General features: G+C 68.7%; 29 protein-coding genes. 19 read left to right on the top strand and 10 right to left on the bottom strand.

Annotated elements, in window-relative coordinates; translation table 11 throughout:
- The first annotated feature begins 10 nt into the window (after window positions 1–10).
- From QY917_RS16370 to QY917_RS16355, 4 genes are all read left to right on the top strand, one after another.
- Window positions 11–583 carry a 5-formyltetrahydrofolate cyclo-ligase gene (locus QY917_RS16370; RefSeq protein WP_103738534.1) on the top strand — a complete coding sequence of 191 codons (573 nt, stop codon included), beginning with the start codon at window positions 11–13 and terminating at the stop codon, window positions 581–583.
- A 129-nt stretch (window positions 584–712) separates the two neighbouring features.
- On the top strand, window positions 713–1,399 hold the full coding sequence (locus QY917_RS16365) for a glutathione S-transferase family protein (protein WP_047350066.1): 687 nt from the start codon (window positions 713–715) through the stop codon (window positions 1,397–1,399).
- Between the two features lie 17 nt (window positions 1,400–1,416).
- On the top strand, window positions 1,417–2,184 hold the full coding sequence (locus QY917_RS16360; protein WP_123674907.1) for a metallophosphoesterase: 768 nt from the start codon (window positions 1,417–1,419) through the stop codon (window positions 2,182–2,184).
- Window positions 2,185–2,489: 305 nt separating this feature from the next.
- Window positions 2,490–3,767, top strand: a complete 1,278-nt coding sequence (locus QY917_RS16355; protein WP_123674906.1) for a multifunctional CCA addition/repair protein — start codon at window positions 2,490–2,492, stop codon at window positions 3,765–3,767.
- A 144-nt stretch (window positions 3,768–3,911) separates the two neighbouring features.
- On the opposite strand, the gene trxC is transcribed toward QY917_RS16355, so the two are convergent.
- Window positions 3,912–4,349 carry a thioredoxin TrxC gene (trxC, locus tag QY917_RS16350; protein ID WP_012655549.1) on the bottom strand — a complete coding sequence of 146 codons (438 nt, stop codon included), beginning with the start codon at window positions 4,347–4,349 and terminating at the stop codon, window positions 3,912–3,914.
- A 128-nt stretch (window positions 4,350–4,477) separates the two neighbouring features.
- On the opposite strand from trxC, the gene otsB reads away from it, so the two are divergent.
- From otsB to otsA, 3 genes are read left to right on the top strand one after another with little or no spacing between them, the layout of a single operon-like run.
- Window positions 4,478–5,209 carry a trehalose-phosphatase gene (otsB, locus tag QY917_RS16345; RefSeq protein ID WP_011803962.1) on the top strand — a complete coding sequence of 244 codons (732 nt, stop codon included), beginning with the start codon at window positions 4,478–4,480 and terminating at the stop codon, window positions 5,207–5,209.
- A complete protein-coding gene (locus QY917_RS16340) occupies window positions 5,206–7,026 on the top strand; it encodes a glycoside hydrolase family 15 protein (protein ID WP_123674905.1) in 1,821 nt (606 codons plus the stop codon). Before otsB ends, QY917_RS16340 begins: the two co-directional genes overlap by 4 nt.
- Window positions 7,027–7,041: 15 nt before the next feature.
- A complete protein-coding gene (gene otsA / locus QY917_RS16335) occupies window positions 7,042–8,460 on the top strand; it encodes an alpha,alpha-trehalose-phosphate synthase (UDP-forming) (RefSeq protein WP_123674904.1) in 1,419 nt (472 codons plus the stop codon).
- A gap of 76 nt (window positions 8,461–8,536) precedes the next feature.
- Here otsA and QY917_RS16330 read toward each other — a convergent pair whose 3' ends face one another.
- From QY917_RS16330 to QY917_RS16300, 7 genes are all read right to left on the bottom strand, one after another.
- Window positions 8,537–9,547, bottom strand: coding sequence for an ROK family protein (locus QY917_RS16330; protein WP_123674903.1), 1,011 nt, complete (start codon window positions 9,545–9,547; stop codon window positions 8,537–8,539).
- A 96-nt stretch (window positions 9,548–9,643) separates the two neighbouring features.
- Window positions 9,644–9,838, bottom strand: a complete 195-nt coding sequence (locus QY917_RS16325) for a DUF2905 domain-containing protein (RefSeq protein ID WP_011803958.1) — start codon at window positions 9,836–9,838, stop codon at window positions 9,644–9,646.
- A gap of 297 nt (window positions 9,839–10,135) precedes the next feature.
- Window positions 10,136–11,038: an ABC transporter permease gene (locus QY917_RS16320; RefSeq protein ID WP_012655545.1), complete on the bottom strand. Its 903-nt coding sequence runs from the start codon at window positions 11,036–11,038 to the stop codon at window positions 10,136–10,138.
- 9 nt (window positions 11,039–11,047) lie between these two features.
- The gene (locus QY917_RS16315; RefSeq protein ID WP_123674902.1) at window positions 11,048–11,989 is read right to left on the bottom strand and encodes an ABC transporter ATP-binding protein; all 942 of its coding nucleotides are present in this window, start codon (window positions 11,987–11,989) and stop codon (window positions 11,048–11,050) included.
- Entirely contained in the window at window positions 11,989–13,089 is a 1,101-nt protein-coding gene (locus tag QY917_RS16310; RefSeq protein ID WP_302077956.1) for an ABC transporter substrate-binding protein, read from the bottom strand. The genes QY917_RS16315 and QY917_RS16310 overlap by 1 nt, the downstream gene beginning before the upstream one ends.
- Before the next feature lie 95 nt (window positions 13,090–13,184).
- Window positions 13,185–14,084, bottom strand: coding sequence for a TauD/TfdA family dioxygenase (locus QY917_RS16305; RefSeq protein ID WP_123674901.1), 900 nt, complete (start codon window positions 14,082–14,084; stop codon window positions 13,185–13,187).
- 115 nt (window positions 14,085–14,199) lie between these two features.
- On the bottom strand, window positions 14,200–15,309 hold the full coding sequence (locus QY917_RS16300) for a class I SAM-dependent methyltransferase (protein ID WP_123675236.1): 1,110 nt from the start codon (window positions 15,307–15,309) through the stop codon (window positions 14,200–14,202).
- Window positions 15,310–15,319: 10 nt separating this feature from the next.
- Here QY917_RS16300 and QY917_RS16295 point away from each other — a divergent pair, with 10 nt between their 5' ends.
- From QY917_RS16295 to QY917_RS16240, 12 genes are all read left to right on the top strand, one after another.
- Window positions 15,320–16,105 (top strand): SDR family oxidoreductase, encoded by a 786-nt coding sequence (locus QY917_RS16295; RefSeq protein ID WP_123674900.1) that lies wholly within the window; start codon window positions 15,320–15,322, stop codon window positions 16,103–16,105.
- A gap of 17 nt (window positions 16,106–16,122) precedes the next feature.
- Window positions 16,123–16,494 (top strand): dihydroneopterin aldolase, encoded by a 372-nt coding sequence (locus QY917_RS16290; protein WP_011803955.1) that lies wholly within the window; start codon window positions 16,123–16,125, stop codon window positions 16,492–16,494.
- Window positions 16,495–16,498: 4 nt separating this feature from the next.
- A complete protein-coding gene (gene ttcA, locus QY917_RS16285) occupies window positions 16,499–17,452 on the top strand; it encodes a tRNA 2-thiocytidine(32) synthetase TtcA (RefSeq protein ID WP_011803954.1) in 954 nt (317 codons plus the stop codon).
- A gap of 44 nt (window positions 17,453–17,496) precedes the next feature.
- Window positions 17,497–18,132, top strand: a complete 636-nt coding sequence (locus QY917_RS16280) for a DUF4136 domain-containing protein (RefSeq protein WP_234305518.1) — start codon at window positions 17,497–17,499, stop codon at window positions 18,130–18,132.
- Window positions 18,133–18,158: 26 nt separating this feature from the next.
- Window positions 18,159–18,623, top strand: a complete 465-nt coding sequence (locus QY917_RS16275) for a DUF2501 domain-containing protein (protein ID WP_123674899.1) — start codon at window positions 18,159–18,161, stop codon at window positions 18,621–18,623.
- A 22-nt stretch (window positions 18,624–18,645) separates the two neighbouring features.
- Complete coding sequence (locus tag QY917_RS16270; RefSeq protein ID WP_011803951.1) at window positions 18,646–19,290, top strand: histidine phosphatase family protein; 645 nt, start codon at window positions 18,646–18,648, stop codon at window positions 19,288–19,290.
- Window positions 19,274–20,455 carry a DSD1 family PLP-dependent enzyme gene (locus QY917_RS16265; protein WP_123674898.1) on the top strand — a complete coding sequence of 394 codons (1,182 nt, stop codon included), beginning with the start codon at window positions 19,274–19,276 and terminating at the stop codon, window positions 20,453–20,455. The genes QY917_RS16270 and QY917_RS16265 overlap by 17 nt, the downstream gene beginning before the upstream one ends.
- Before the next feature lie 396 nt (window positions 20,456–20,851).
- A complete protein-coding gene (locus tag QY917_RS16260; RefSeq protein WP_123674897.1) occupies window positions 20,852–21,319 on the top strand; it encodes a MarR family winged helix-turn-helix transcriptional regulator in 468 nt (155 codons plus the stop codon).
- Window positions 21,320–21,380: 61 nt separating this feature from the next.
- Window positions 21,381–21,797 (top strand): organic hydroperoxide resistance protein, encoded by a 417-nt coding sequence (locus tag QY917_RS16255; protein ID WP_011803942.1) that lies wholly within the window; start codon window positions 21,381–21,383, stop codon window positions 21,795–21,797.
- Window positions 21,798–21,927: 130 nt separating this feature from the next.
- Entirely contained in the window at window positions 21,928–22,686 is a 759-nt protein-coding gene (locus QY917_RS16250) for a metallophosphoesterase (RefSeq protein ID WP_088887743.1), read from the top strand.
- Between the two features lie 42 nt (window positions 22,687–22,728).
- On the top strand, window positions 22,729–24,168 hold the full coding sequence (locus QY917_RS16245) for a bifunctional serine/threonine-protein kinase/universal stress protein (RefSeq protein ID WP_123674896.1): 1,440 nt from the start codon (window positions 22,729–22,731) through the stop codon (window positions 24,166–24,168).
- Window positions 24,169–24,203: 35 nt separating this feature from the next.
- Complete coding sequence (locus tag QY917_RS16240; RefSeq protein WP_123674895.1) at window positions 24,204–25,244, top strand: serine/threonine protein kinase; 1,041 nt, start codon at window positions 24,204–24,206, stop codon at window positions 25,242–25,244.
- A gap of 6 nt (window positions 25,245–25,250) precedes the next feature.
- On the opposite strand, the gene QY917_RS16235 is transcribed toward QY917_RS16240, so the two are convergent.
- Window positions 25,251–25,922, bottom strand: a complete 672-nt coding sequence (locus tag QY917_RS16235) for an exosortase H-associated membrane protein (RefSeq protein WP_123674894.1) — start codon at window positions 25,920–25,922, stop codon at window positions 25,251–25,253.
- Window positions 25,923–25,948: 26 nt separating this feature from the next.
- Window positions 25,949–26,548 carry an exosortase H gene (gene xrtH / locus QY917_RS16230; protein ID WP_123674893.1) on the bottom strand — a complete coding sequence of 200 codons (600 nt, stop codon included), beginning with the start codon at window positions 26,546–26,548 and terminating at the stop codon, window positions 25,949–25,951.
- Window positions 26,549–26,725 lie beyond the last annotated feature (177 nt).

Below are 26,725 nucleotides of genomic sequence, written 5' to 3'. Positions count from 1 at the left end.
GGATTATGTGATGGACAAAGCAGCCCTGCGCCGCGCATTGGTAGAACAGCGCCTGAATCTGCCGGACCGCCTGCAGCGCGCCGACCAGTTGCAACGCGTGATGCGCATCTGGCTGGTGGACCGCCCGGACACCATCATCGGCGCCTACTGGCCGATCAAGGGTGAGTTCGATCCGCTGCCCGCGCTGCACCGCTGGAAGGAAGATGGCGAGTTGCTGGACGAGCCCCAGTTGCGCCGCATCGGCCTGCCCGTGGTGGACAAGGTGCACAAGACGCTCACCTTCCACGCCTGGTATCCCGGCTGCCCCATGGAGGAAGACGCCTACGGCATCCCCAAGCCCAAGGACACCGAGCTCATCCACCCCACGCTGCTGTTCGTGCCCTGCGTGGGCTACGGCCCGGGCGGCTACCGCCTGGGCTACGGCGGGGGCTTCTACGACCGCACGCTGGCTGCGCTGCAGCCCCGCCCCGCCACCGTGGGCCTGGGGTTCACCCACGGCTACCTGGACGACTTCGAGCCCGAGGCACACGATCTGCCGCTGGACGCCATACTCAACGACAACGGCGTGGTCTGGCCGGTTTGACGCTTCAAAAACAAGAGCGGTTTGCGCTTGGCATACGGTGCTTTCAAGCAAATAACGAGCTCAAACCCTGTGATTACGGGCGCGAGCAGCTCTTTTTAACGTAGCACCACAGCATCAAGGAACCCCTCCATGCTCCAGCTCTACATTGGCAACAAGAACTACTCCTCCTGGTCCATGCGCCCCTGGGTGCTGCTGCGCCAGGCCGGCATCGCGTTCGAGGAAGTGCCCGTGCGCTTTGACAGCTTCGATGCCAATTCGCAGTTCAAGCGCCAGCTCAAGGCCGTCACCCCCGTGGCCAAGGTGCCCGTGCTGGTGGATGGGGACATCACCGTCTGGGACAGCCTGGCCATCGCCGAATACCTGGCCGAGCAGTACCCCGACAAGCACCTGTGGCCCCAGGACAAGGCCGCGCGCGCCCGCGCCCGCAGCGTGGTGGCCGAGATGCACAGTGGCTTCGGCGCGCTGCGCAGCCACTGCGGCATGAACATCGAGGCCCGCCTGCCCGAAGTGGGCGAGATCGTGTGGCGAGACCAGCCCGCCGTGCGCGCCGACGTGCAGCGCCTGGTGGACATGTGGAGCGAGCTGCTGGACCAGCACGGCGGCCCCATGCTGTTCGGCCAGTTCAGCATTGCCGACGCGTTCTATGCGCCGGTGTGCATGCGTCTGGCCACCTTTGCCCTGCCCGTGCCTGAACACATCACCGCCTATGTGCAGCGCGTGCAGCAGTTGCCGGGCGTGAAGGCCTGGATCGACGGCGCACTGGCCGAGCAGGACTTCGTGCCGTTCGACGAGCCCTACCGCGCACGGCGCGGCTAGCCCGCCGGCGCGGTGCCATGAAACTGCACATCCTGTCCGACCTGCACCTGGGCGTGCAGGGCATGGAGCACCCGCGCACCGACGCGGATGTGGTGATCCTCGCGGGCGACATTGCCCGCCCCGCGGCCGCCGTGGCCTGGGCGCAGGGCTTCGCCAAGCCGGTGCTGTACGTGCCGGGCAACCACGAGTTCTACGGCTCCAGCCTGCAGGACACCGCGCAAGAGCTGCGCCGTCTGTGCGAGGGCAGCCCCGTGCACCTGCTGGACAACCGCAGCCTGGTGCTGCAGGGCGTGCGCTTCATCGGCAGCACGCTGTGGAGCGACTTCCGCGTGGCCGGCGAGGGCGCCGCCCGCACCGAAGCCATGGCCCAGGCCCAGCAGTTCATGCGCGACTTCAGCCGCATACGCGCGGGTGGTGAAGACGATGGGGCGCTCTTCACGCCCCAGCACGCGGCCGAACTGTTCGACGCCAACGCCCGCTGGCTGGCGCGCGAACTCGCCCAGCCCTTTGCCGGCCCCACCGTGGTCATCACCCACCACGCGCCTTCGCCACACAGCATCCACCCGCGCTTTGCGGGCTCGCCCATCAACGCCGCCTTCGTGTCCGACGCACAGGCCCTGGTCGAGGGCAGCGGCGCGCGGCTATGGGTGCATGGGCACACGCACGACAGCTTCGACTACGGGCTGCACGGCACACGCGTGCTGTGCAACCCGCGCGGCTATGCCAAGGATGGGCAGGTGGAGAACGCGCGGTTCAACCCCCACCTGGTTGTAGAGGTGGCGTAACCACCAGTCAGGCCAACGCGCCGAAAGGCCTGCACCACGGCCGACGACACCACCCACCTGCGTGCCCGCGTCCCGCTGGCCGAGGGCACATGGCTTTTCACCTGGACAAGCCTGTGGGTTGCGCCTGCAAACCGGCCGTGGTCGCACGCTGCGCGCGGCGGACGACGCCGGCATCGACGAGGACGATCTGCGCTGCGAAGAATGCGTCGGCTACCACCACCTGCGCCCTGCCTCGTCCAGCGGGGCGGCAGTCCTGGCGATGACGTGCGGACAGCGGCCGATTCCAGGTTGAATACACTGCCCCCATGCAGATTTACATGGTGGGCGGCGCCGTGCGCGACCGGCTGTTGGGCCGCCCCGTCAATGACCACGACTGGGTCGTCGTCGGCGCCACGCCCGACGACATGGTGGCACGCGGCTACCTGCCCGTGGGGCGCGACTTCCCCGTCTTCCTCCACCCCGAGACGCGCGAGGAATACGCGCTGGCGCGCACCGAGCGCAAGAGCGGGCGCGGCTACCGCGGCTTCGTGGTGCAGACGTCGCCCGACGTGACACTGGAAGAAGACCTGTCACGGCGCGACCTTACTATCAATGCAATAGCTGCCAGCGCTGACTGGACGGGCGCTGAAGACCTGTTTGACCCTTATGGCGGCGCGCGCGACCTGCAAGCGCGGGTACTGCGCCATGTGACCGACTCCTTCCGCGAGGACCCGGTGCGTATCCTGCGCGTGGCGCGCTTTGCGGCGCGTTTCACCGACTTCACCGTAGCGCCCGAGACGATGCAGCTCATGCGCGAGATGGTGCACGACGGCGAGGCCGACCACCTGGTGCCCGAGCGCGTGTGGCAGGAGCTGGCGCGCGGGCTCATGGAGCCGCAGCCCTCGCGCATGTTCGACGTGCTGCGCGACTGTGGCGCGCTGGCCGTGGTGCTGCCCGAGGTCGAGCGCCTGTGGGGCGTACCCCAGCGCCCCGAGTACCACCCCGAGGTGGACACCGGCGTGCACCTGATGATGGTGCTGGACATGGCAGCCCATTTGCAGGCCCCGCTCACCGTGCGCTTCGCCTGCCTCACGCACGACTTGGGAAAAGGCACCACGCCGCACGACGTGCTGCCACGCCATATCGGCCATGAGCAGCGCAGCGCGCGGCTGCTCAAGGCCGTGTGCGAACGCTTGCGCGTGCCGGTGGAATGCCGCGAACTGGCCGACGTGGTGGCGCGCGAGCACGGCAACATCCACCGCAGCGGCGACCTGGGCGCGGCCGCGCTGGTGCGCCTGCTGGAGCGCTGCGACGCCATCCGCAAACCCGCGCGGCTGGACGAGATCCTGCTGGCCTGTGAATGCGATGCGCGCGGACGCCTGGGTTTTGCCGATCGGCCCTACCCGCAGCGCGCGCGCATCAACGCCGCGCTCGCGGCCGTGCAGTCGGTCACCACCAGCAGCGTGGCTGCGCACGCTGCGCAACTGGGCCTGAGCGGCCCCAAGGTGGGCGAGATGATTCACGCCGCCCGCGTACAGGCCGTGGCCGACTGGCTTCATGCCACCGCGCAGCCTGCCCCAGAGCCTCAGGGCAACGCTGGCTGAGCACCTGTGGTGCCTGGCCCTGGTGAGGATTCCCGGTGAGGATTGGCCGCGGGTACGCAGCAACAGCCATTCGTATGGCGAATCGTCAGCGCCGCGGCCCCACAACAGGGGCGAGCGCCACACGAGGGTTGGTTCCGCAGCGCCTTACACCGACTGCACCCAGCGCGCGATATCGGCCGCACCCAGCGCACCAGAGATGCGCGCTGCCTCCTGTCCGCCGCGAAACAGGATCATCGTCGGGATGCTGCGGATGCCGTAGCGCGCCGCGATCGCGGGGTGCGCCTCGGTATCCAGCTTGGCCAGCCGCACGCGCGGCTCCAACTCGCGCGCAGCCTGAGCGAAGGCTGGCGCCATCTGGCGGCAGGGGCCGCACCACGGCGCCCAGAAGTCCACCACCACCGGCAGATGGCTGCGCGCCACATGCCGGTCGAAGCTGGCCGCATCCAGCGCCAGCGGCTCACCCGTGAACAATGGCCGATGGCAGCTGCCGCAGTCGGGCGCACTGCCCAGTTGCGCGGCCTGCACGCGGTTGGTGGTGTGGCAGTGGGGGCAGACGACGTGCAGTGCTTCGGGGGAACTCATGGGCAGGGCCTCGCGGGGGTTGGCGAAACCAGGCAATTGCGGGTAAGGGGTCAGGTTTTCAATGCCTACGGCCCTGCGGGTAGCCGGCCTACAGTGGCCGCGCGCGTGCAGGGTTAAGGTTGCAGGCGATGCCCACGCCGCCTTTGCCGACTTCCCGCCACGCCCTGTTCCTCGACTTCGACGGCACGCTGGCCGACATTGCCGCACAGCCGCATGCCGTGCAGCTGCCACCCGGCGTGGTGGACTGCCTGCAAGCACTGCATGTGCGGCTGGAGGGGGCGCTGGCCATCGTCACCGGCCGCACCATGGCCGACATCGACCATTTTTTGGACCCACTGCGCCTGCCCGTGGCCTGCGAGCATGGCGCGCAGTACCGCCTGGGCAACGGGCGCAGCGGCGGCCTGCCGGCGCTGCCACTGCAGCCGCTGCTGGCCGCGCTGCGCCCGCTGATGGCGCAGCACCCCGAGCTGCTGCTGGAGGCCAAGAGCGCCGGCCTGGCGCTGCACTACCGACAGGCGCCGCAACTGCAGGCGTTGTGTCTGCAGGCGATCACACAGGCGCTGCGCGAGGTGCCGGGCGCCGAGTTGCTGCACGGCAAGTTCGTGTACGAGGTCAAGCCCGTGGGGCCGGACAAAGGCCGTGCGATCACGGACTTCATGCGCCTGGCCCCCTTCGCCGGGCGCGCGCCGCTGTTCGTGGGTGACGATGTGACGGACGAAGCCGGCTTTGCCGCCGCACAGTCGCTGGGGGGCCTGGGCATCAAGGTGGGCGAAGGCGCGACGCGCGCCCACGCGCGGCTGGCCACACCTGCTGCCGTACGCCAATGGCTGCAGCACGCCGTGGGCGAGGAGATCACATGACGAGCAAAGCACCTCACGTGGGCGCCACCGCCATGGCCGCACCGTCGCTGGCGCTGGGAATGATCGGCAATTGCACCATCAGCGCGCTGGTGGATGCGCGCGCCTGCATCGTCTGGAGCTGCATGCCACGCTTTGACGGCGACCCGGTGTTCAATGCGCTGGTCCAGCCCGGCCCCGATGGCAGCCGCTTCGCCATCGAGCTGGAAGACTTCGCCCGCAGCGAGCAGTGGTACGAGCCCAATACCGCCGTGCTGCGCACACACCTGACCGACGTGCATGGCAATTGCCTGGAGGTGACCGACTTCTGCCCGCGCTTCTTCGCACGTTCTCGCGCCTTTCGCCCCGTGATGCTGGTGCGCCGCGTGCGACCGGTGCGGGGGGCACCGCGCATCCGCGTGCTGGTACAGCCGCGCTACGACTGGGGCATGGCCCAGCCCGCCCTCACGCGCGGCAGCAACCATATCCGCTACGTGGGGGGCGACTTCACGCTGCGGCTGAACACCGACGCGCCCGTGGCCTACGTGCTCTCGGGCGAACCCTTTGTAGCGGGGCGCGAATACAACTTCCTGCTCGGTGCAGACGAAACGCTCTCCGGCGGCATTGGCGACACCGCACGCCACTATGAGCAAGAGACCGTGTCGTACTGGAAGCACTGGACCCAGCGCCTGCATCTGCCGCTGCAGTGGCAGGAGGCCGTGATCCGCTCGGCCATCACGCTGAAGATGTCGCTGTTCGAGGACACGGGCGCCATCGTCGCGGCGATGACCACGAGCATCCCCGAATCGGCGCACAGCGGCCGCAACTGGGATTACCGCTACTGCTGGCTGCGCGACGCGTTCTTCGTGGTGCGCGCGCTCAATAGCCTGTCGGAAGTGGGCACCATGGAGGACTACCTGCGCTGGCTCGGCAACATCGTGGCCAAAACCGGCAGCGGCCACATTCAGCCGCTGTACGGCATCGGGCTGGAGCACGAGCTGCCCGAATCCGTCCTGCCCCACTTGGCCGGCTACCGCGGCATGGGCCCGGTGCGCGTGGGCAACCAAGCGGCGGAGCACTTCCAGCACGACGTGTACGGCAACATCGTGCTGGGCGCGGCGCAGTCCTTCCACGACCGGCGGCTGCTGCACCCCGCCGGCGCCGCGGAGTTCGAGCGCCTGGAGCGCGTGGGCGAGCTGGCCGTGCAGGTGTACGGCAAGCCCGACGCGGGCATGTGGGAGCTGCGCACGCGCGCGCGCATCCACACCTCGTCAGCCCTCATGAGCTGGGCGGCCTGCGACCGGCTGGCCAAGATCGCACGCGCACTGCAACTGCCCGAGCGCGCCCATTACTGGCAGCAGCATGCGCAGCGCATGCATGGCGAGATCCTGGAGCGCTCGTGGCACGCCAAGCGCCAGGTGTTTGCTGAGAGCTTTGACGGCAGCGAACTGGACGCCAGCGTGCTGCTGATGGCAGAGGTGGGCCTGATCCACCCCACCGACCCGCGCTTCGTGAGCACGCTGGACGCCATGGAACACACGCTGTGCGACGGCCCCTTCATGCGCCGCTACGAAGCCGCGGACGATTTCGGCAAGCCCGAGACCGCGTTCAACATCTGCACCTTCTGGCGCATCGATGCGCTGGCGCGCACCGGCCGGCGCGAGCAGGCGCAGGAGATCTTCGAGGCCATGCTGGCCGTGCGCAACCCGTTGGGGCTGCTGTCCGAAGACACCCACGCCGCCACGGGCGAGATGTGGGGCAACTTCCCTCAAACCTATTCCATGGTGGGCATCATCAATGCCGCCATGCGGCTGTCCGCACCCTGGGACAGCGTGATCTGACCTGGAGCTTCCTGCATGAGCCGACTCGTCGTCATCTCCAACCGCCTGGCCGACCCGCGCAAAAGCGCTGCCGGCGGCCTGGCCGTGGCCCTGGGCGACGCGCTGGCACGCACGGGCGGCCTGTGGTTCGGCTGGAGCGGCACGGTCACCCCGGACGGCACGCCCGGCGAAGGTGCGCTGCAAACACACCAGGCCGGCAACGTGACCCTGGCCACCGTGGACCTGTGCCAGGCGGACCACGCGGCCTACTACCAGGGCTACGCCAACAGCGTGCTGTGGCCGGTGCTGCACTACCGGCTGGACCTGGCCGACTTCAGCGCCAATTACAGCGAGGGCTACCGCCGCGTGAACCAGATGTTCGCGCGCAAGCTGTTGCCGCTGCTGCGCGAGGACGACGTGATCTGGGTGCACGACTACCACCTGATCCCGCTGGCGGCGGAGCTGCGTGCGCTGGGTTGCCGCCAGCGCATCGGATTTTTCCTGCATGTGCCCGTTCCGCCGCCGCTCATCCTCGCGGCGCTGCCGCAACACGAGTGGCTGATGCGTTCGTTCTTTGCCTACGACCTGGTGGGCCTGCAAAGCGAGGCCGACGTCGTCCACTTCACACGCTACATGGTCAACGAAGCCCATGCGCAAGAGCTGGACGGCCAGCGCCTGCGCGCCTTCAACGCCACCGTGCGCGTGGCGGCCTTCCCCATCGGCATCGATGTGCAGGAGTTCCAGCGCCTGGGCCGCGCACCCGACGCCGTGCAGACCTGCGAAGCCCTGCGCGCCGAGTATTCACGCCGCCAGCTGCTGCTGGGCATTGACCGGCTGGACTACTCCAAGGGTATCCCGCACCGCGTGCGCGCCTTCCGCCAACTGCTGGAACGCTACCCCGAGAACGAGCACAGCGCCACACTGGTGATGATCGCCTCGCCCTCGCGCGACGACGTGCACGCCTATGCCGACCTGCGCCAGGAGCTGGAGGGCCTGTGCGGCGCCATCAACGGCGACTACGGCGACCTGGACTGGATGCCGCTGCGCTACATCCACCGCACCGTCGCGCGCAAGCGCGTGCCCGGCCTGTGCCGCGCGGCACGCGTGGGGCTGGTCACGCCGCTGCGCGACGGCATGAACCTGGTGGCCAAGGAATACGTGGTGGCGCAAGAGCCCGAGGACCCGGGCGTGCTGGTGCTGTCGCGCTTTGCCGGCGCGGCCGAGCAACTCAAGGAGGCCTTGCTGGTCAACCCCTACGACACCCAGGGCATGGCCGACGCGATCCAGACCGCGCTGCGCATGCCGCTGTCCGAGCGCCAGTGGCGCCATGAACGGCTCATGGAACGCATCCGGCGCCATGACGTGCACTGGTGGCGCAACAGCTTCCTGCAGGCGCTGCGCGACGAGGCTGCGCCGCCGGCCACCGCGCCGGCTGGGGCCGTGGCAGCCACTTGAGGGTTGTCTGGGTGCACGCGTCCTGCGCGCAGCGGCCCCTCCACGCCCCAGCCGGTCAAGGCTGCAGCTGTGGAGTTCAGCCCGGCTGCTGCAGCAGAGCCAACGCCGCGTAGTCGCCCACCTGGGCGCCCAGCCCCGCGGGCACCAGCTCTACCCCGGCGGTGAGCGCGGGGAAGTAGCGCGCCAGCTGCGCACGCAGCAGCGGCAGCAGCAGCGCCTGGTGGTGCAGAAACACGGCACCGCCCAGGCTGATGCGCCGCACGTCCAACGTGGCCACCAGGTTGTACAGCAGCCGTCCCATCAGCACGCACAGCGCCTGCACTTCGGCCAGCGCGGCCGCGTCACCCTCGTCCGCCGCCGCCATCAGCGCGGGCGCCTCCCGGCCCAGTCGGCGCGGCAGCGCACTGCCCGCGACGAGCGACTCCACATCGCCCTGGTTGCCGCAGCCGCACAGCGCCACGTCGCTGCCCGCGTCGGGGTCGCCCACGTAGCTGTGGCCGGCATGGCCCGCGTTGCCGTTCTTTCCGCGCAGCACGCAGCCGTCCACGCACAGGCCGACGCCGATGCCGGTGCTCCAGGTCACGTAGGCGCAATCGTCCTCCCCCCGCAGCGCTCCCCACAGCCGCTCGGCCTGCAGCGCGGCGACGGCATCGTTGGCAACATGCACGCGGTCTGCCCCCAGCGCCTGCGCCAACGGCGCCTGCAGCGGCACCCGGGTCCAGTCGTTGCCCAGGCCACGCGGCGCACCAGCGAGCCCTCCGCAGATGTTGGGGTTGACGACTTCGACCATGCCCGCACTCCGCACGAACGGCCCGCAGGACGCCACGCCCACGCCCGCCAGATCCGAACGCGTGATGCCCTGCTGCGTGCAGGCGGCATCCAGCAGCCGAAGCACCTGCTGGGCCAGCGCATCCGGCGCACCGGTCTTGGCGGTGGGCTCCGCCACGCGTGTGAGCAACACCGGCGGCCCGCTGCCGTTGGCAGGGTCCGCCAGGCACACGGCCACCTTGGTGCCGCCAATGTCCACGCCGGCATGCAGGCCCGGCGACTGGGAGGTAGGAGGTTGCTGCGGCATGGGGCCCATCATGGCGCAACCGCGGCCGCCTCGGCTGTAGGGCAAAAACGTTTATCTCAATTGATAGCTGCTCGCGCTTGTCCAGCAAGGGCTAGCGCCATAAAAGACTCACAACCATTTGACCGCTAGGCTGAGCAGGAAGCTCAGCAGCACGGTGCTGGCCAGCGGAATGAACCAGTCGCGCCCGAAGAGGCGGAACTGAAAATCCCCCGGCAGCCGGCCCAGCCCCAGGCGGCGCAGCCAGGGGGTGAGCCCGTTGATGAGCACCAGGGCGAGGAAGACGACGAGAAGCCAGCGCAGCATGGGCCGAGTGTAGGCGCCTGCAGCCCGCGTGGCGTGCCGCTAGGGCCTGTGATGGAAGGAGTCGCGAAGCTCATGACAGCCTGCCCATCAAGGCGCGTGACGCAGTGCGTGCGCCCGCACGCACAAGGAACGCAACACCGAGGGGGGCTGTCATGAGCTTCCCTTCGGGTTGCCTCGCAAAGGGGCCGTCTGCGGCGTTGCCCGCGCTTGCAAGGCACGAGCCTTGCGGCGCGCAAGTGCCTTGCATCCACCCCCTTTGCGAGGCAACGCGATCCCCTTCCCTAGTGTTCACAGGCCCTAGCGCTGCACGCCCCAGCGTCGCACCGTCAGGCGCTCCAGCGTGTGAAAGCCCAGGTTCTCCACCGCCAGGCCGATGGCGATCACCATGGCGAGGCCCGCGAAGACCTTGTCTGTGTAGAGCTCATTGCGGTTCTGGAAGATGTACCAGCCCAGGCCGCCCTGCCCCGAAGACGCGCCGAACACCAGTTCCGCCGCGATCAGCGTGCGCCAGGCGAAGGCCCAGCCGATCTTCAACCCCGACAGGATGGACGGCAGCGCCGCGGGCACCAGCAGTTGCAACACGTAGCGCAGGCCCTTCAGGCCGTAGTTGCGCCCCGCCATGCGCAGCGTTTCGGGCACGCCTTGAAAGCCCGCGTAGGTGTTGAGCGCCAGCGGCCACAGCACGGAATGCACCAGCACGAAGACCAGGCTGCCCTGCCCCAGGCCGAACCACAGCAGCGCCAGCGGCAGCAGCGCGATCGCCGGCAGCGGGTTGAACATGGCCGTGAGCGTGGACAGCAGGTCGCGTCCCAGTTGCGTGGACACGGCCAGCGTGGTGAGCACGAAGGCACAGGCGATGCCCGCGAGGTAGCCCTTGAGCAGCACGGCCAGCGACAGTGCCGTCTTGTGCAGCAGCTCGCCCGAAGCCACGCCCTGTGCGAAGGCCTGCGCGGTCTGCAGGAAGGTGGGCAGCAGCAGGTCGTTGTCCTGCCAGCGCGCAACGCCTTCCCACAGCAGCGCCAGCACGGCGAGGATCAGCGCCTTGCGCAGCGCGCCCTGCTGCCAGAGGCGGCGGCCCAGCGGCAGCGGCTGCGCGGGCGCCACGCGTCCGAGCGGGGGCAGGGTGTGCAGCACTTCGGGGCGCACGGGCGGGTGCAGCGCGAAGGGCGCCGCGGAGACGGAAGAGGTTGGAAGGCTCATGGGCAGAGGTCAGGCGAAGGTGGGCGGAACAGGCGCGTGCGGGGCATCGGAAGGTGCGGCGCCGTGCACAGGCTCATCGAACAGCAGCGCATGCACCCGCTGCGCGGTGGCCTGGAAATCGGCGCTGCCCGCGCTGTGCAGACCGTACTGGTGGCAGTTGATCTCGGCACGCAGGCGCCCGGGGTGCGGCGAGAGAATGGCGATGCGGCTGCCCACCACCAGCGCTTCCTCGATGGAATGAGTGACGAACACCAGCGTGAAGCGCAACTCGTCCCACAGCGCCAGCAGCTCCTCCTGCATGCGCCGGCGCGTGAGCGCGTCCAGCGCCGCAAAGGGCTCGTCCATCAGCAGCACCTGGGGCTGCATGGCCAGCGCGCGGGCGATGGCCACGCGCTGCTTCATGCCGCCCGACAGCTGGTGCGGGTGCACGTCGGCAAACCGTGCCAGGCCCACCTTGTCCAGGTACAGCGCGGCGCGTTCGGCCGCCTCGGCGCGCGTGGCGCGGCGCGAGGCCAGCAGCGGAAACATCACGTTCTCGCGCACGGTCTTCCAGGGCGGCAGCTGGTCAAACTCCTGGAACACCACCACGCGGTCGGGCCCCGGCGCGGCGACCGCCCGGCCCTGCAGGCGCACCGTACCCTCGGCAGGCGCGATGAACCCGGCAATGGACTTGAGCAGCGTGGACTTGCCGCAGCCCGACGCGCCCAGCAGCACATAGCGCTCGCCCGCATGCACGTCGAACGACACGCGGTGGGTGGCGCGCACCACGCGCTCATGCGTGCGGTAGTCGAGGCTCACACCCTGCACCTGCAACAGCGGTGCAGGTGCTGCTGGGGCCGCACTGGCTGGGTGGCTGGCCGGATGGGCTGCTGGCTGATGGCCTGCAATGGGGCCGGGCAGGCCGCCCCAGGCGGGCGCGCCACTCGCTTCACCCTGGAATACGGTGCGCATCAGTTGCCTCCTGCAATGCGCGGGTCGTCGAAGAAGTAGTCCTGCAGCGCCACGGGCTGGTGCTTGAGCGCGCCCACGCGGTGCAGGAACTGCCCCAGCCCCAGCGTGTTCTGCGGGCGGATCTGGAACTGCACCTCGGGGTTCTTCAGCACCTGCAGCAGCAGCTGCCGGTCGGTGTTGCCGCCGTGGGTGCGCAGGTAGATGTCGGCCGCTTGCTCGGGCTGCGCGGCAATGAAGCGCGCCGCCTCGTCCAGCGCGTCCAGCAGCGCGCGGTAGGTCTTGGGGCTTTCGTTGCGGAATTTCTCCGTGGCGTAGAGCACCGTGGCCGAGGCCGGCCCGCCCAGCACGTCATAGGACTTGAGCACGATGTGCGCGGCCGGGTTGGCGGCCAGTTCCTGCTCCTGGAAGGGCGGGTTGCCGAAGTGCGCGGTGATCTCGGTGCCGCCCTTGATGATCGCCGCAGCCGCGTCGGGGTGCGGCAGGGCCACCTGCAGCTTGTCCAGGCGGTTGAATGCCGGGTCGCCCCAGCGCTGGGCGGAGGCCAGCTGCAGGATGCGCGACTGCACCGACACACCCACGGCCGGCAGCGCAATGCGGTCCTGGTCGGTGAAGTCGGCAATGGTCTTGACCGCTGGGTTGTTGCTCACCAGGTAGTACGGGAAGTTGCCCAGCGACGCCACGCCTTTCACATTCTGGCGGCCGCGCGTGCGGTCCCACAGCGTGAACAGCGGGCCTACGCCCGCGCCGGCGATGTCGATGGAGCCGGCCAGCAGCGCATCGTTGATCACGGCGCCGCCCGAGAGCTTGACGAACTCGACCCGGATGTCCACACCCGCAGCCTTGCCGTGCTTTTCGATGAGCTTCTGGTCCTGCGCCACGTTCAGCAGCAGGTAGACGATGCCGAACTGCTGGGCGATGCGCAATTGCCCCTCGGCCGCCTGGGCCACACCGTGCGCGCCCAGCAGCAGGCCGGCGACCGAGCAGAGCACCGCAGCGCGGCGGGTGGCGCGACGCAGGAAACGAAGAAAAAAATGGCGCAGGGGCCCGTGCACCGGGCTGTGCGATTGCGGTGTGGGCGTCGCGGAAGGGAGGGTCGTCATAGGTTCTGTCCTGTTTCAGGCAAAAAGTGGCCCTGGCGCTTGCCCGGCAAGCGCCAACAGCTATCAATTGGTGAGTGTGCGAAGGGGCGGCGGGATCAGCGGGGCGCGTCGCCCTCTACCGTGGTGCGGTAGAGCTTGCGGCGCTCGGTGTCGGGGGTGCCGGCGGCCAGGTGCAGCACCGCGCGGTTGTCCCAGAACACGAGGTCGTGCGGCTGCCACTGGTGGCGGTAGACGAATTCGGGCCGCACGCTGGCAGCGAACAGCTCCTGCAGCAGCGCGCGGCTCTCCTCCTCCGGCAGGTCCAGGATGCGCGTGGTGAAGTGCTCACTCACGAACAGCGCCTTGCGCCCCGTCGCCGGGTGGGTGCGCACCACGGGGTGCACGGCCGGCGCCACCTCGGCGATCTGCGCGGGCGTCAGCCGGGGGCGCCAGGGGTTGCGCTGGCGCAGTTCCTCATAGCGTGCCAGGTAGCTGTGCTCCGCCCGCAGGGGGGCGATGCGCTGCTGGGTGGCCTCGGGCAGCGCGTCGTAGGCGGCGTACTGGTCGGCAAACAGCGTGTCGCCGCCCACATTGGGCAGCTCCTGCGCATGCAGCAGCGAGCCCAGGCTGGGCTTGTCCTTGTACGACAGGTCCGAGTGCCATAGCGAACCCGCGTCGCCCAGCCCGGTGGGTTCGCCGTTCTCGTCGCGGATGTTGGAGACCACCAGCACTTCGGGGTGGCCCTGCAGCGCGAATTTGCGCTGCACATGGATCTGCAGCGGCCCGAAGCGGCGGCTGAAGGCTACCTGCTGCGCGGGCGTGATGCGCTGGTTGCGAAAGACCAGCACCACATGCTCCCAGTGCGCGCGCAGGATGCGGTCGAAGTCCGCATCGCTCAGCGGCTGGGCCAGGTCCAGCCCGAGCACTTCGGCGCCCAACGGGGCCGGCAGGCGGCGGATCTCAAACTCTTGCGATGCCTGTGAGGGCAGGCCCGGATCGTGGGGTAAAGCGGACATCGTGACAGCTCCTGTGCAGCGGTGGGTGAAGACGTGCAGTCACTGTAGGTGTCGCTTTTTATTTCTAAAAATACTGTTTTTTTGGTTGTTTAATACCAAAACATCTATAGAAACCTCAGAGCCGGTGGCTTCGGTCGCCCTGCGCAAAGCCCATGGGCCGCCACGGCGCGCCTGCGCCCACGGCCAGCACCTTGAACAGCTCGCCCATCTCGTGCTCCATCATCAACTTGGCCGCTTGGGCGCGCTGGGCCTGCGTCAGCCGCTCCAGTTCGGATAGCAGACCGCAGTTGATGAGAAAGTGCGCCTGCGTCGTGTAGCCCAGCACCTGCAGCCCCGCGTCCTGCGCGGCCAGGGCCATCGCGGTGAAGTTGACGTGCGCGGTGATGTCCTTGAGGCCTACGTCCGCCAGCGGGTCGGAATCCACCTGGTGCCCGCGGTGGCACACCAGCGTGCCCATGTGCCGCTGGGGGTGGTAGTACTCGTCCTCGCCAAAGCCGTAATCGATCAGGAAGGCCGCGCCGCGCACGAGGTGCTGGGCCAGCGTGCGCATGAAGGCCTCGCCCTGGGGGTGGATCTCGGTGAGGTAGTCGTGCGGGCCGTCGATCTCCACCGGCGGGCGCAGCGGGGTGGGACGGTCTTCCCACACGAAGCCACCCTCCGTGCCATTCAGGGCCACGCCGCGCTCGTGCCACAGGCCCGCGCGGCGCTGCAGCAGTTGCACGGGCATGGCGTCCAGCACCTCATTGCCGACCACCACGCCCTGCATCTGATCGGGCAGGCGGTCGACCCAGTGCACGCGGTCGCCCCAGGCCGCCAGCGTGGCCTGCTGGCGTGCGCGCAGGCTGCCCGACAGGTCCACGATGGTGTAGCGCCGCACGCGGTCGCCCAACGCGCCCAGCAGCTGCGCGGCCAGCGCGCCGCTGCCGGCGCCAAACTCCCAGACCTCGTCGGTGGCGGTGGCGTCCAGTGCCTCGTGCACCTGGCGGGCCAGCACGCGGCCGAAGACGGGGGACAGCTCGGGCGCGGTCACGAAGTCGCTGCCGCTGGCGGGCATGGCGCCGAACTTTGGCAGGTCGCCCGCGTAATAGCCCAGGCCCGGCGTGTACAACGCCAGCGCCATGAACCGGTCGAAGCCGATCCAGCCTCCCGCCTCGGCAATGGCCTTGGCGACATGGGTCTGCAGGGTGCTCGGTAAAATTGTGGGTTTGCTCGTCACGCACCCGATTGTCCCCCCAATGACCTCCCCTCCCCGCCCCCGCACCGTGCTGGTGACAGGCGCCGCCCGGCGCCTGGGCCGCAGCATTGCGCTGGCGCTGGCGGCCGGGGGCTGGCAGGTGGCCGTGCATTACCGGTCTTCGCAACAGGACGCTCTTGAAACCGTAGCTGCTTGCGCAGAACTGTCGCGCGCTAGTGCCCATTTTGATGCTGATTTTGCCGATGAAGCGGCCGTGCGCGCCCTGTTGCCGCGCGTGGTGGCGCACTTCGGTGCGGTGGATGCGGTTGTCAACAGCGCCTCGCTGTTCGAACACGACACGGCCGCCAGCTTCAGCTACGCGCTGCTGGAGCAGCACCTGCGCAGCAACACCGGCGCACCCGTGCTGCTGGCGCAGGCGCTGCACGCCCATCTGGAGCAGCGCGCCGCCGCGGGCGAAGCCGACGTGCAAGGCGCGGTGGTGAACCTGCTGGACCAGAAGCTGTGGAACCAGAACCCGGACTTCCTGAGCTACACGCTCTCGAAGGCCGCGCTGGAAGCCGCCGGCACCATGCTGGCCATGGCGCTCGCGCCGCGTGTGCGCGTGGTGGGCGTGGCGCCGGGGCTCACCCTCACCAGCCATCTGCTGACGGGCGAGCGCTTTGAGCGCATGCACGCACTGAGCCCGCTGGGCCGCTCGTCCACGCCGGAAGACGTGGCCGCCGCCGTGCGTTTCGCGCTGGACAATCGCTCGCTCACCGGCACCACGCTGCTGGTGGACGGCGGCCAGCACCTGATGCGCTTCGAGCGCGACTTCTCCCTGATGTGAACCCCGCACGCCCCGCCATGCACACCGCCGCCGGCACCCAGATCCTCACGCTCACCGGTTTGCGCTTCGACGCGAACCTGGGCATCCTCGCGCACGAAAAGAACGCGCCCCAGCCCATCCAGGTGGACGCCGAGCTGAACCTGGGCACCCAGCCCCTGGCGCCGCGCGACGACGACATCCAGCACGTGCTGGACTACCGCAAGGTGCGCCAGATCATCATCGACGAGTGCACGGCCGAGCATGTGAACCTGCTGGAGAGCCTGATCGGCAAGCTGGCCAACCGGCTGATGCAGCTGCCCGGCGTGCTGGGCGTGCGTGTGAAGATCGCCAAACTGGAAATTTTTGATGACTGCGAAGTCGCGATTCGCGTCGAGACAGGACAGTGGTAAACCCATGAACACCGCCAACAACACCCTTCCCACCGCCGCCGACTGGGCCGGCGAAGATGCCGCGCCCGATGCCGCCGACACACGCAAGATCGAGCGTGAGTCCCACAAGCTGGAAAAGCGCCTGTGCCGCGAGGTGGGCCGTGCCATCACCGACTTCAACATGATCGAGGAAGGCGACAAGATCATGGTGTGCATGTCCGGCGGCAAGGACAGCTACACGCTGCTGGACATCCTTCGCAAGCTGCAAAAGCGCGCGCCGGTGAAGTTCGACATCGTGGCCGTGAACCTGGACCAGAAGCAGCCCGGCTTCCCCGAGCATGTGCTGCCGGACTATTTCAAGAGCATCGGCGTGCAGTACCACATCGAGAACCAGGACACCTACAGCGTCGTCAAGCGTGTGGTGCCCGAGGGCAAGACCACCTGCAGCCTGTGCTCGCGCCTGCGCCGCGCCATCCTCTACAAGGTGGCGGACGACCTGGGCTGCACCAAGCTGGCGCTGGGCCACCACCGCGACGACATCGTCGCCACGCTGATGCTCAATATGTTCTACGGCGGCCGCATGAAGGGCATGCCGCCGAAGCTGGTCAGCGACGACGGCAAGCATGTGGTGATCCGACCGCTGTGCTACGTGCCCGAGAAGGACACGGCGCGCTGGGCGCAGTACCAGCAGTTTCCCATCATTCCCTGCAACCTGTGCGGCAGCCAGGACGGCCTGCAGCGCGTGGCCGTCAACGAAATGCTGCGCGAATGGGACAAGAAGTTCCCGGGCCGCATCGAGAGCATGCTGCGCGCCATGGGCCACGTGGTGACCACGCACCTGATGGACCCCCACCTGCACGACTTCAAGAACGCCAAGGCCACCGGCATTGCCGACCCGAATGGCGACATGGCGTTCGATCACGAGGAATTTCCGGTCGCACCCGCGCTGCCCGGCCTGCAGGTGGTGCAACTGGGCTGAACGCAGCGCCGCGCAACGCCGTACCATCACAGGCGCGGGGCCTGATGCCCCGGGGAGATACCGCCATGGCCTTCCTGCGCCACATTCCTGCCCTTGCGCTGTGCGCCGCGGCCGCGCTGCTGGCCGGCTGCGCCGGTCCGCGCCTGGTGGAGAGCGACGTCAGCAGCTTCTCCACCCTCAGCGCCCTGCCCAGCCCGCCCACCTACCGCTTCGAGCGACTGCCCTCGCAGCAGGCACAGGCCGCAGCGTTTGCACCCATCGAGGCCCAGGCCGAACAGGCGCTTGCGCGCGTGGGCCTGCGCCGCGACGACACCCAGCCACGGCTGGTTGCACAGATCGGCGCCGAGGGCGGCTACGCCACGCCGCGCTACTGGCCCTATGCGCCCGATCCGTTCTACGGCCGCTTCGGCTGGGGCCTGGGCTACGGCGGTGGCTGGGGTTTTGGCGGCATGGGCTGGATGATGGACGGCCCGCCCACCCTCTACCACCGCAAGGTCAGTCTGATGCTGCGCGACGCCGCTTCGCAGCAGGTGGTGTACGAAACCTCGGCCGTGTACGAGGACGTGTGGACGGATGATCCCGCCATCTACGGCGTGCTGTTCGACCAGGCGCTCACCGGCTTCCCGCGCCCCCCAGCGGGCCAGCGCAAGGTCCGCACAGAAATCACGCCACAACGCTGACTCCCCCCGACCTGAAAGGACCCGCCATGCGAAGCTCCATCCGACACCTTGTTCTGTGCGCCTGCCTGGGCACCGTGAGCCTGGTCGCCCAGGCATCCGGCCTGGGCGACACCCTGCGCGGCGCGACCGGCGGGGGCGCCAGCCCCTCCACGCTCGGCGGCATGTTGGGTGGGGGCGCTGCGCCGTCGGCCCTGTCCGCCATGGGTTTGAGTGGATCGGCCACCCCCAGCAACGCTGCCGGGGTGATCACCTACTGCATGAAGAACAACTATCTGAATGCCGACAAGGCCGCGCTGGTCAAACAGCAGCTGCTGGGCAAGATGGGCCTGGGCGCGGCCCAGCCCGAGCCCCGCGACGAGGGCTACCTGAGCGGCCTGTCGGGCATGGTCAGCGGTTCCAACGGCAAGCAGTTCAACCTGAACCGCCTCAAGGGCGACCTGAAGGAAAAGGCCTGCGACTTCGTGCTCGACAACGCCAGTTCCCTGCTCTGACCCCACGCCTGCGCTCTTTTCCATGCACGCCACCCGCATCATCGCCATCCGCCACGGCGAAACCGCCTGGAATGTGGACACCCGCATCCAGGGCCATCTGGACATACCGCTCAACGACACCGGCCTGTGGCAGGCCCGGCAGGTAGGGCAGGCGCTGGCCGACGAAGCGGTGGCCGCCATCTACAGCAGCGACCTGCAGCGCGCCTACGCCACGGCCGAAGCCGTGGCCCGCACCACGGGAGCGCCCCTCACGCCCGTGCCCGGCCTGCGCGAGCGCAGCTTTGGCAGCTTCCAGGGGCGCACCTTCCAGCAGATAGAGACCGAGTCCCCCGAGCAGGCCCTGCGCTGGCGCAAGCGCGATCCCCACTTCGTGCCCGACGGCGGCGGCGAGTCGCTGGACATGCTGCGCGAGCGCATTGCTGTCACGGTGGACGGCATTGCCGCGCGCCACGCGGGCGAGCAGATCGTGCTGGTGGCCCATGGCGGGGTGATGGACGTGCTCTACCGCCTGGCCACGCGGCTGGACCTGCAGGCCCCACGCACCTGGCAGCTGACCAACGCCGCCATCAACCGGCTGCTGTGGACCGAGGGCAACGGCCTCACCCTGGTGGGCTGGGCCGACACGCAACACCTGGAGAACGCGAGCCGCGATGAGATCCACTCCTGAGCATCTGCCCGAACATCTGCGCGCCACCGTCGGGCTGCGCGTGGACCTGATCGACACGCCCGCACTCGTCGTCGACCTGGATGCCATGGAGCGCAACATCCAGCGCATGGCCGAATTCGCGCACAAGCACCAGGTGCGCTGGCGACCCCACGCCAAGATGCACAAGAGCGCAGAGATCGCCCTGCAACTGGAAAAGGCCGGCGCGCGCGGCCACTGCGTGCAGAAGGTGTCCGAAGCCGAGGCGCTCGCCGCCGGCGGCGTGGCCGACCTGTACATCAGCAACGAGGTACTGGGGGGAGCCAAACTATTGCGCGCGGCACGCCTGGCCGCGCAATTGGCCGCCCGCGGCGGCCGGCTGGCCATCGCGGTGGACAGCGAAGAAGGCATCACCCGCCTGTCCGAGGCCATGCGCGTGGCAGGCAGCGACGCCGGCATCGACGTGTTCGTGGAGATCGACGTCGGCCAGGGCCGCTGCGGCGTGCCGCCCGGCCCGGCGGCGCTCGCCCTGGCCCAGGCCGTGGCAGCCCAGCCGCGCCTGCATTTCGCGGGCCTGCAGGCTTACCACGGCAGCGCACAGCACCTGCGCGGCGCGGCCGAGCGGCGCGCAGCCATCGCCCACGCAGTGCAGGCCGCCGCCGACACCCGCGCGCTGATCGAGGCCGCGGGCCTGCCCGTGCCGCTGGTCACGGGCTCCGGCACCGGCACGCTGGTGCACGAGGCCGCCAGCGGGGTGTATGGAGAACTGCAGGCCGGCTCGTTCCTCTTCATGGACGCGGACTACGCCGCCAATGAACGCGAAGGCGCCCAGCCCGCCTTCGAGCATGCGCTGTTCGTGAAGACGCAGGTGATCTCTGCACGACCCACGCATGTGGTGTGCGACGCGGGACACAAGAGCCACGCCGTCGACTCCGGCATGCCGCTGGTCTGGGGCCTGCCGCCGGAACGCGCCCTGCGCTACGCCAACGGCGGCGACGAACACGGCGTCCTGCACGCAGCTGGCCCCAAGGCGCGCCTGCCGGCCCTGGGCCGCATGCTGTGGCTGGTACCCGGCCACTGTGACCCCACGGTGAACCTGCATGACTACCTGATAGGCGTGCGTGGTGGCCTGGCGCACGGCGTGGTGGAGCGCATCATTCGCGTGGATGCCCGCGGCGCGGTGACGTAAGCGCCAAGCTTGAGCACTGCCGAGTGCTCGTCCATGGCGGCTGCGGCGAGTACGTGATCGATGCGGGCACGCAAAGTCTGCACGCTGTCACCTCCATAGCCAAAACCAAGAGCGCTACCGCATCCATGGCAGTGCGGCGACCCACCAAGCCGCACCGCCGGATCGCACGCGCGACCGACGTTCCAAGGCGCCTCGGCAGGCGGTAAAAAGGGAGAAATAGGCCTTCGGGCCAATCTGGATCTGCGCAAAAAACTCCTAAAAGAGGAGCATTTGCGCATCAACTTCCTTACTGCCATCTCGCCCTTTCTGCTGGCACAACGCGCAATCTCCCTACCGCACTGGATGGAACCAGCAATTAAATTGTGATCAATTTAATTGCTGGCAATAATAGAGCCCATGTCCTCCCGCAACACTGCCACGCCGCCCAGCCCGCCCGAGCTACTGCTGGACAACCAACTGTGCTTCGCGCTGTATTCCGCGTCGTTGGCCATGACCAAGCTCTACAAGCCGCTGCTCGACACCCTGGGCCTGACCTATCCGCAGTACCTGGTGATGTTGGCGCTGTGGGAGCGTGACGGGCTCACCGTCTCCGAGCTGGGCGAGCGCCTGTTCCTCGACTCGGGCACGCTCACACCGCTGCTCAAGCGCCTGGAATCCGCAGGTTTGCTGGCGAGGCTGCGCGACGTGCAGGACGAGCGCCGCGTGCGCATCACGCTCACCGGCCAGGGGCGTGCGCTGCGTGATGGCGCCCAGCCCATCCCGCACTGCGTGCTGGCCCGCACGCAGTGCACACCCGCCGACATTGGCGCCCTGACCGCGCAGCTCCATGCGCTACGAGACCGGCTCGTGCAGCCGCAGGCCTGACACCGTTTTCCCTCATGCCCCCGTTGGCGGGGCCTTTGTTCCACTCTGAAAGGATGCACCCATGACCACGCTCGACAAGGTTCTCTACACCGCCCGCGCCCACACCACCGGCGGGCGCGACGGCGCATCGCGCAGCGATGACGGACGGCTGCAGGTCCAGCTGTCCTCGCCCGGCGGCAGCGGCACGGGCACCAACCCCGAGCAGCTTTTCGCCGCCGGCTACTCGGCCTGCTTCATCGGCGCCATCAAGGCCGTCGCCGCGAAGCAAAAGCTGACCCTGCCCCAGGACTTGGCCATCGACGCCGAGGTGGACCTGGGCACGATCCCCAATGCCTACGGCATCGCCGCACGCCTGAAGGTGCACCTGCCCGGCATGGACCGCGCCCAGGCGCAGCAGTTGGTCAACGACGCGCACCAGGTCTGCCCCTACTCCAACGCCACACGCGGCAACATCGACGTGACGCTGACCCTGGCCTGAGGCACCGTAGCGGGCGGCACGGTTCTCCGCGTTTTCCCTAGTCTGGCGGGATACCCATTGCAAGCGAGCGCTCAGCTTCCGGGTTCATCATGCGCGGTCTGTCCCCCGCTTCGCCTGCATTGCCCGCGCCATGAAGATCGCCCTGCTGTCCGACATCCACGCCAACCTGCCCGCCTTCGACGCTTGCCTGGAGCATGCGCGAGCACACGGTGCACAGCAGTTCGCGCTGCTGGGCGACCTGGTGGGCTATGGCGCGGACCCCGGCCCGGTGCTCGACCGGGCCATGCAACTGGCCGCCGCGGGCGCACTGTGCGTGCGCGGCAACCATGACGCGGCCGCCCTCGCCCCGCCCGCCGTTGCCCAGAACCTGGGCGACCAGAGCGCACAGTGGACCCATCCGCACCTGGACGAGCGCCAGCGTGGCTTCCTGGCCGGCCTGCCGCTGACCGAGCGCCTGGGGCCCGACGCGCTGCTGGTGCACGCCAGCGCCGACGGCCCCGAGCGCTGGCACTACATCACCGACAGCAACGCCGCCGAGCGCTGCATGACCGCCGCCACGCGCATCGACCCGGCCATCCGCTACGTCTTCTGCGGCCACGTGCATGAGCAGGCGCTGTACTTCCTCACGCCCACGGCCAAGCTGATGCGTTTTTCGCCCCAGCCGGGCGTGCCCGTGCCCGTGCCGCCGCACCGCCAGTGGCTGGCCATCGCCGGCTCGTGCGGCCAGCCGCGCGATGGCGACACGCGCGCCATGTATGCCCTGTTCGACCCGGACGCCGCCACCATCACCTTCCAGCGCGTGGCCTACAACCATGCCGCCGCCGCGGCCGCCGTGCGCGCCAGCGGTCTGCCTACGTTCTTTGCCGACCGGCTGGAGCGCGGGCGCTGAGCCGTCCTTTCCACCCTCTAGGACCAGACGCACCACCGCCCCATGAAGCTGCTCACGCCCGGCACCGAGATCGACGGCTTCGTGGTGCATGAGTGCATCCACGCGGGCGGCATGGCGCACATCTACCGTGTGGGCTATGCCAATGCGTCACGCGACCCGGGCTTTCCCATGGCCATGAAGATCCCGCGCATGACGGCAGGCGACGGGGCTGAGAACATCGTAGGTTTCGAGGTCGAGCTGACCATCCTGCCCACGCTGTCGGGCCACCACGCGCCGCGCTTCGTGGCGGCGGGTGACCTGATGCGGCTGCCCTACCTGGTCATGGAATACGTGCAGGGCGATACGCTGCAGCATTGGCTGGACGATCGCCCGCCGGGCGACACCGCTGCGCGCAGCGCGGAGACCATCGCCCGCATCGGCGGCGCCATGGCGCTGGCCGCACACAGCATCCACCAGCAGAACGTCTGCCACCTGGACCTGAAGCCTGCCAACGTGCTGCTGCGCCCCGACGGCAGCGTGGTGCTGCTGGACTTCGGCCTGTCCTGCCACGCGCACTACCCCGACCTGCTGGCCGAGGAAATGCGCCAGGCCGTGGGTTCACCCACCTGGATCGCGCCCGAGCAGGTGGTGGGCGTGCGCGGCGACCTGCGCAGCGACATCTTCGCGATCGGCGTCATGCTCTACGAGATGGCCACGGGCGAACTGCCTTTCGGCTCGCCCACCACACAGGGCGGCATGCGCCAGCGCCTGTGGATGACACCTGCGCCGCCGCGCCAGTACCGCCCCGACCTGCCCGAGTGGCTGCAGGAGGTGATCCTGCGCTGTCTGGAACCCGAAGCCGCGCAGCGCTACCCTTCGGCCGCGCACTTGGCCTTTGACTTGGCCAACCCCGACCAGGTGCCCATCACCGAGCGCGGCCGGCGCCTGCGCGGGCCCGGCGTGGGCGCGCACTTCAAGCGTTGGATCAAGGCTGCGGGCATGCACTACCAGCCCAGCCCGCTGCCGGCGCGCCAGATCGCCGAGGTGCCTATCCTCATGGTGGCAGTGCCGCACGACGACGTGACGGACGCCACGCTGTACTCCTTGCGCGAAGCGGTTGCCCGTTCGCTGGGCATACGCCCCGGCGCGCGGCTGGCCTGCGTGACGGTGATCTCGCCCTCGGCCAGCAGCACGTCCGACAGCACGCGCAGCGAGACCATGCTGCACCGCACGCACCTGGCGCGGCTCAAGCAGTGGGCGGCGGGGCTGGACCTGTCGCGCCACAGCGCCAGCTACCACGTGCTGGAGGCCAGCGACGTGGCCCAGGCCCTGGTCCGCTATGCCGAGGGCAACCGCGTGAGCATGATGATCCTGGGCGCCGCCACGCACGGGCTGCAGTTGCAGCGCTTCATCGACACCGTGCCCATCCGTGTGGCGCGGGATGCCCCCTGCACCATCATCCTGGTCAAGCAGCAACTGCCTTTCGACGCGCTGGGCCAGTGACCCCGCGGGGCTGCCGCAAGCGTGACAATCACGCCATGACCGCGCCCCACAACGATGACACGCTCCACCCCTACGCCAGCCTCACGCCCGACCTGGTGCTGGACGCGCTGGCCAGCGTCGGCTTGTATGGCGACGGCCGGCTGATGGCCCTGGGCTCCTACGAGAACCGCGTGTACCAGGCCACGCTGGAAGACGGCAGCCGCGTGGTGGCCAAGTTCTACCGGCCGGGGCGCTGGAGCGAGGCGCAGATCCTGGAGGAACACGCCTTCTCCCAGGAGCTGGCCGATGCCGAGGTGCCCGTGGTCGCGCCCCTGCTGCTGCACGGCCGCAGCCTGCACCGGCATGCGGGCTTCGACTTTGCCGTCAGTCCCTGGCGCGGCGGGCGCACGCCCGAGCTCGACGACTTCGAGGTGCTGGAGTGGCTGGGCCGCTACCTCGCACGCATCCACAACGTGGGCGCAGCCCGGCCCTTCGCGCAGCGCCCGGCGCTGGACCTGCTGGCGTTTGGCCAAGAGCCGCGCGACTGGCTGATCGGCACGCAGATCATTCCCCTGGACCAACAGACGGCATGGCGCGATGCCTGCGAACAAGCTCTCGAATTAATAGCTGCTGGCGCTTGTCTATCGGGCGCTACAGGCCAATTTGGCTTGAAAGACGCGAGCAACATCCGCCTGCACGGTGACTGCCACCCCGGCAACGTGCTGTGGACGCCCGTGGACGACGCCGGCCACGGCGGCCCGCATTTCGTGGACCTGGACGACGCGCGCATGGGCCCGGCCGTGCAGGATCTGTGGATGCTGTTGTCGGGCGAGCGCCGCCAGCGCACAGTACAGCTATCGGCACTGCTGGACGGCTACGAGCAGCTGCGCCACTTCGATCGGCGCGAGCTCGCGCTCATCGAGCCGCTGCGCACACTGCGCCTGATCCACTACAGCGCGTGGCTGGCGCGGCGCTGGAGCGACCCGATCTTTCCGATCAACTTTCCCTGGTTCGGCAGCAGCGACTACTGGCGCGGCCAGGTGGACATGCTGCATGAGCAGATCGAGGCCATGCAGGAGCCACCCCTGGTCGCCTGAGGACGGTCAGCCAGCCGGTCGCTGCGGGGCCGGCGAGGCAGCCAGGGACTGCTTCCAGCCCCGCACGATCACATCGGTGAAAAACTGACGGTCCAGCCAGAGCCAGACCAGCACCGGCACCAGCGTGGGCAGTACCAGCACGCCCACCTGGTAGCCGTAGACGATGGCCTCCAGCTGCCACTGGTCCACTCGCAGCATCCGCACATCGAACTGCGCCGCACCCGCCAGTTGCATGAGCAGGTACATCACCAGGCTGAAGGCCTGCGCCGGCAACAGCAAGACATAGCCCAGCGCCGCGCGGGAGGCCCGCCCCGGCGCACGCGCGGCACCCCAAGCCGCCACCAGCAGGGCGGCAAAGATCGGCAGGCCATAGGCGTAGCGGCCCGGGTCGGCCTCCAGCGTGACTTCGGCCCGGCGCCCGCCGGAGTTGGGTACGGCGATCTCCACCGCGGTGTCCACCTCCATGCGGCCCGGCTGCTGGTGTACGCCGCGCACCCACATGGGTGCCGCCTGTTCCAGCGCCACATGGGAGAGCCATGCCACAGGGTAGGAGAGCCATGGCGAGGCCTTGGTCCACAGCAGCGTCAGCACAATCATGGCGCCAAAGGCATATAGGACAAAGCGCGTGAGCACGGAGGGTCGGCGCGCAGGGGCTCCGGTTTGCACGGGTTTTGTCACGGGGAAATCCTCCTGCGCCTGGGAGCTCAGCGCGGCGACAGGTCGAGCGAGGTGCTCACCTGTCCATGGCCCTTGTCCAGGCGTGGCATCACCAGCGGCATCGGCGGTGCGGGCGGCTCATCGGGTGGCGGCGTTTCCTGGGGCGGCTGCGCCTTGGCACCGGCACGGACCCAAAGCAGCCAGACGATCAGCACATCCAGCATGATGAGCCCCTGCCACAGGAATTCGTGCGCAAAGTTGAACACCGCCGTGTTCCACTGGCCCAGGTAGAAGAGGCTGATCACCCGCACCACGTTCAGTGCCTGCACCGCAGCAAAGCCTGCGACCAGGCCGAACAGTTTGTGGCGCAAGGAGGAAGGAAAGGCGATCACGGCCGCGAACAGGACGATGCAGGCCTCGATCCCGTTGCACCCCGGTTCGATGGACACGCCAAAACCCGTGAGGGTGTTCCACAGCACCTTGCCCTGCGCAGCGGCCGTGGTATCAAACCAGGTGACCAGCCCTGCGCAGATGCGGGCCAACAGCGCCGTCCAGGGCAACACCAGATGCTGTTGCACCCAGTTCAGCATGTTGATGCCAAACAGCGATAACTGGATGGCGAGAAAGAGAAGAAAGAAGCGCAGCATGGTGTGAGGGCCCAGGAGGCCACGGGGCGATAGGCTTTGCGCAAGGCGCCTGCATTATCCGTGGCTGCCTGGACACCGCCAGCGCTATCGACCCGACCTGGCTGCCATCGGGTGCGGCAGGGGCTCAGCAGGCTCAGCCCTCACGCTGCAGAGCCCTCTTTGGACCTGCCTAGCCCA

Source organism: Diaphorobacter sp. C33, from assembly GCF_030503915.1.
GTDB classification, from domain to species: Bacteria; Pseudomonadota; Gammaproteobacteria; order Burkholderiales; family Burkholderiaceae_C; genus Diaphorobacter; species Diaphorobacter nitroreducens.
The sequence above is the reverse complement of the archived record's forward strand: the minus strand, read 5'-3'. Positions and strand labels throughout refer to the sequence as shown.

What these genes read in the sequence shown, in the direction of transcription:
- ttcA (WP_011803954.1), top strand. Translation starts at nt 16,499, where the DNA reads ATGAACACCGCCAACAACACCCTTCCCACCGCCGCCGACTGGGCCGGC.
- QY917_RS16310 (WP_302077956.1), bottom strand. Translation starts at nt 13,089, where the DNA reads ATGACGACCCTCCCTTCCGCGACGCCCACACCGCAATCGCACAGCCCG.
- QY917_RS16360 (WP_123674907.1), top strand. Translation starts at nt 1,417, where the DNA reads ATGAAACTGCACATCCTGTCCGACCTGCACCTGGGCGTGCAGGGCATG.
- QY917_RS16325 (WP_011803958.1), bottom strand. Translation starts at nt 9,838, where the DNA reads ATGCTGCGCTGGCTTCTCGTCGTCTTCCTCGCCCTGGTGCTCATCAAC.
- QY917_RS16245 (WP_123674896.1), top strand. Translation starts at nt 22,729, where the DNA reads ATGAAGCTGCTCACGCCCGGCACCGAGATCGACGGCTTCGTGGTGCAT.
- otsB (WP_011803962.1), top strand. Translation starts at nt 4,478, where the DNA reads ATGCCCACGCCGCCTTTGCCGACTTCCCGCCACGCCCTGTTCCTCGAC.
- QY917_RS16355 (WP_123674906.1), top strand. Translation starts at nt 2,490, where the DNA reads ATGCAGATTTACATGGTGGGCGGCGCCGTGCGCGACCGGCTGTTGGGC.
- QY917_RS16305 (WP_123674901.1), bottom strand. Translation starts at nt 14,084, where the DNA reads ATGTCCGCTTTACCCCACGATCCGGGCCTGCCCTCACAGGCATCGCAA.
- QY917_RS16275 (WP_123674899.1), top strand. Translation starts at nt 18,159, where the DNA reads ATGCGAAGCTCCATCCGACACCTTGTTCTGTGCGCCTGCCTGGGCACC.
- QY917_RS16265 (WP_123674898.1), top strand. Translation starts at nt 19,274, where the DNA reads ATGAGATCCACTCCTGAGCATCTGCCCGAACATCTGCGCGCCACCGTC.
- QY917_RS16255 (WP_011803942.1), top strand. Translation starts at nt 21,381, where the DNA reads ATGACCACGCTCGACAAGGTTCTCTACACCGCCCGCGCCCACACCACC.
- QY917_RS16295 (WP_123674900.1), top strand. Translation starts at nt 15,320, where the DNA reads ATGACCTCCCCTCCCCGCCCCCGCACCGTGCTGGTGACAGGCGCCGCC.
- QY917_RS16340 (WP_123674905.1), top strand. Translation starts at nt 5,206, where the DNA reads ATGACGAGCAAAGCACCTCACGTGGGCGCCACCGCCATGGCCGCACCG.
- QY917_RS16260 (WP_123674897.1), top strand. Translation starts at nt 20,852, where the DNA reads ATGTCCTCCCGCAACACTGCCACGCCGCCCAGCCCGCCCGAGCTACTG.
- QY917_RS16315 (WP_123674902.1), bottom strand. Translation starts at nt 11,989, where the DNA reads ATGCGCACCGTATTCCAGGGTGAAGCGAGTGGCGCGCCCGCCTGGGGC.
- QY917_RS16250 (WP_088887743.1), top strand. Translation starts at nt 21,928, where the DNA reads ATGAAGATCGCCCTGCTGTCCGACATCCACGCCAACCTGCCCGCCTTC.
- QY917_RS16290 (WP_011803955.1), top strand. Translation starts at nt 16,123, where the DNA reads ATGCACACCGCCGCCGGCACCCAGATCCTCACGCTCACCGGTTTGCGC.
- QY917_RS16320 (WP_012655545.1), bottom strand. Translation starts at nt 11,038, where the DNA reads ATGAGCCTTCCAACCTCTTCCGTCTCCGCGGCGCCCTTCGCGCTGCAC.
- QY917_RS16365 (WP_047350066.1), top strand. Translation starts at nt 713, where the DNA reads ATGCTCCAGCTCTACATTGGCAACAAGAACTACTCCTCCTGGTCCATG.
- trxC (WP_012655549.1), bottom strand. Translation starts at nt 4,349, where the DNA reads ATGAGTTCCCCCGAAGCACTGCACGTCGTCTGCCCCCACTGCCACACC.
- QY917_RS16280 (WP_234305518.1), top strand. Translation starts at nt 17,497, where the DNA reads ATGCCCCGGGGAGATACCGCCATGGCCTTCCTGCGCCACATTCCTGCC.
- QY917_RS16270 (WP_011803951.1), top strand. Translation starts at nt 18,646, where the DNA reads ATGCACGCCACCCGCATCATCGCCATCCGCCACGGCGAAACCGCCTGG.
- xrtH (WP_123674893.1), bottom strand. Translation starts at nt 26,548, where the DNA reads ATGCTGCGCTTCTTTCTTCTCTTTCTCGCCATCCAGTTATCGCTGTTT.
- QY917_RS16330 (WP_123674903.1), bottom strand. Translation starts at nt 9,547, where the DNA reads ATGATGGGCCCCATGCCGCAGCAACCTCCTACCTCCCAGTCGCCGGGC.
- QY917_RS16240 (WP_123674895.1), top strand. Translation starts at nt 24,204, where the DNA reads ATGACCGCGCCCCACAACGATGACACGCTCCACCCCTACGCCAGCCTC.
- QY917_RS16370 (WP_103738534.1), top strand. Translation starts at nt 11, where the DNA reads ATGGACAAAGCAGCCCTGCGCCGCGCATTGGTAGAACAGCGCCTGAAT.
- otsA (WP_123674904.1), top strand. Translation starts at nt 7,042, where the DNA reads ATGAGCCGACTCGTCGTCATCTCCAACCGCCTGGCCGACCCGCGCAAA.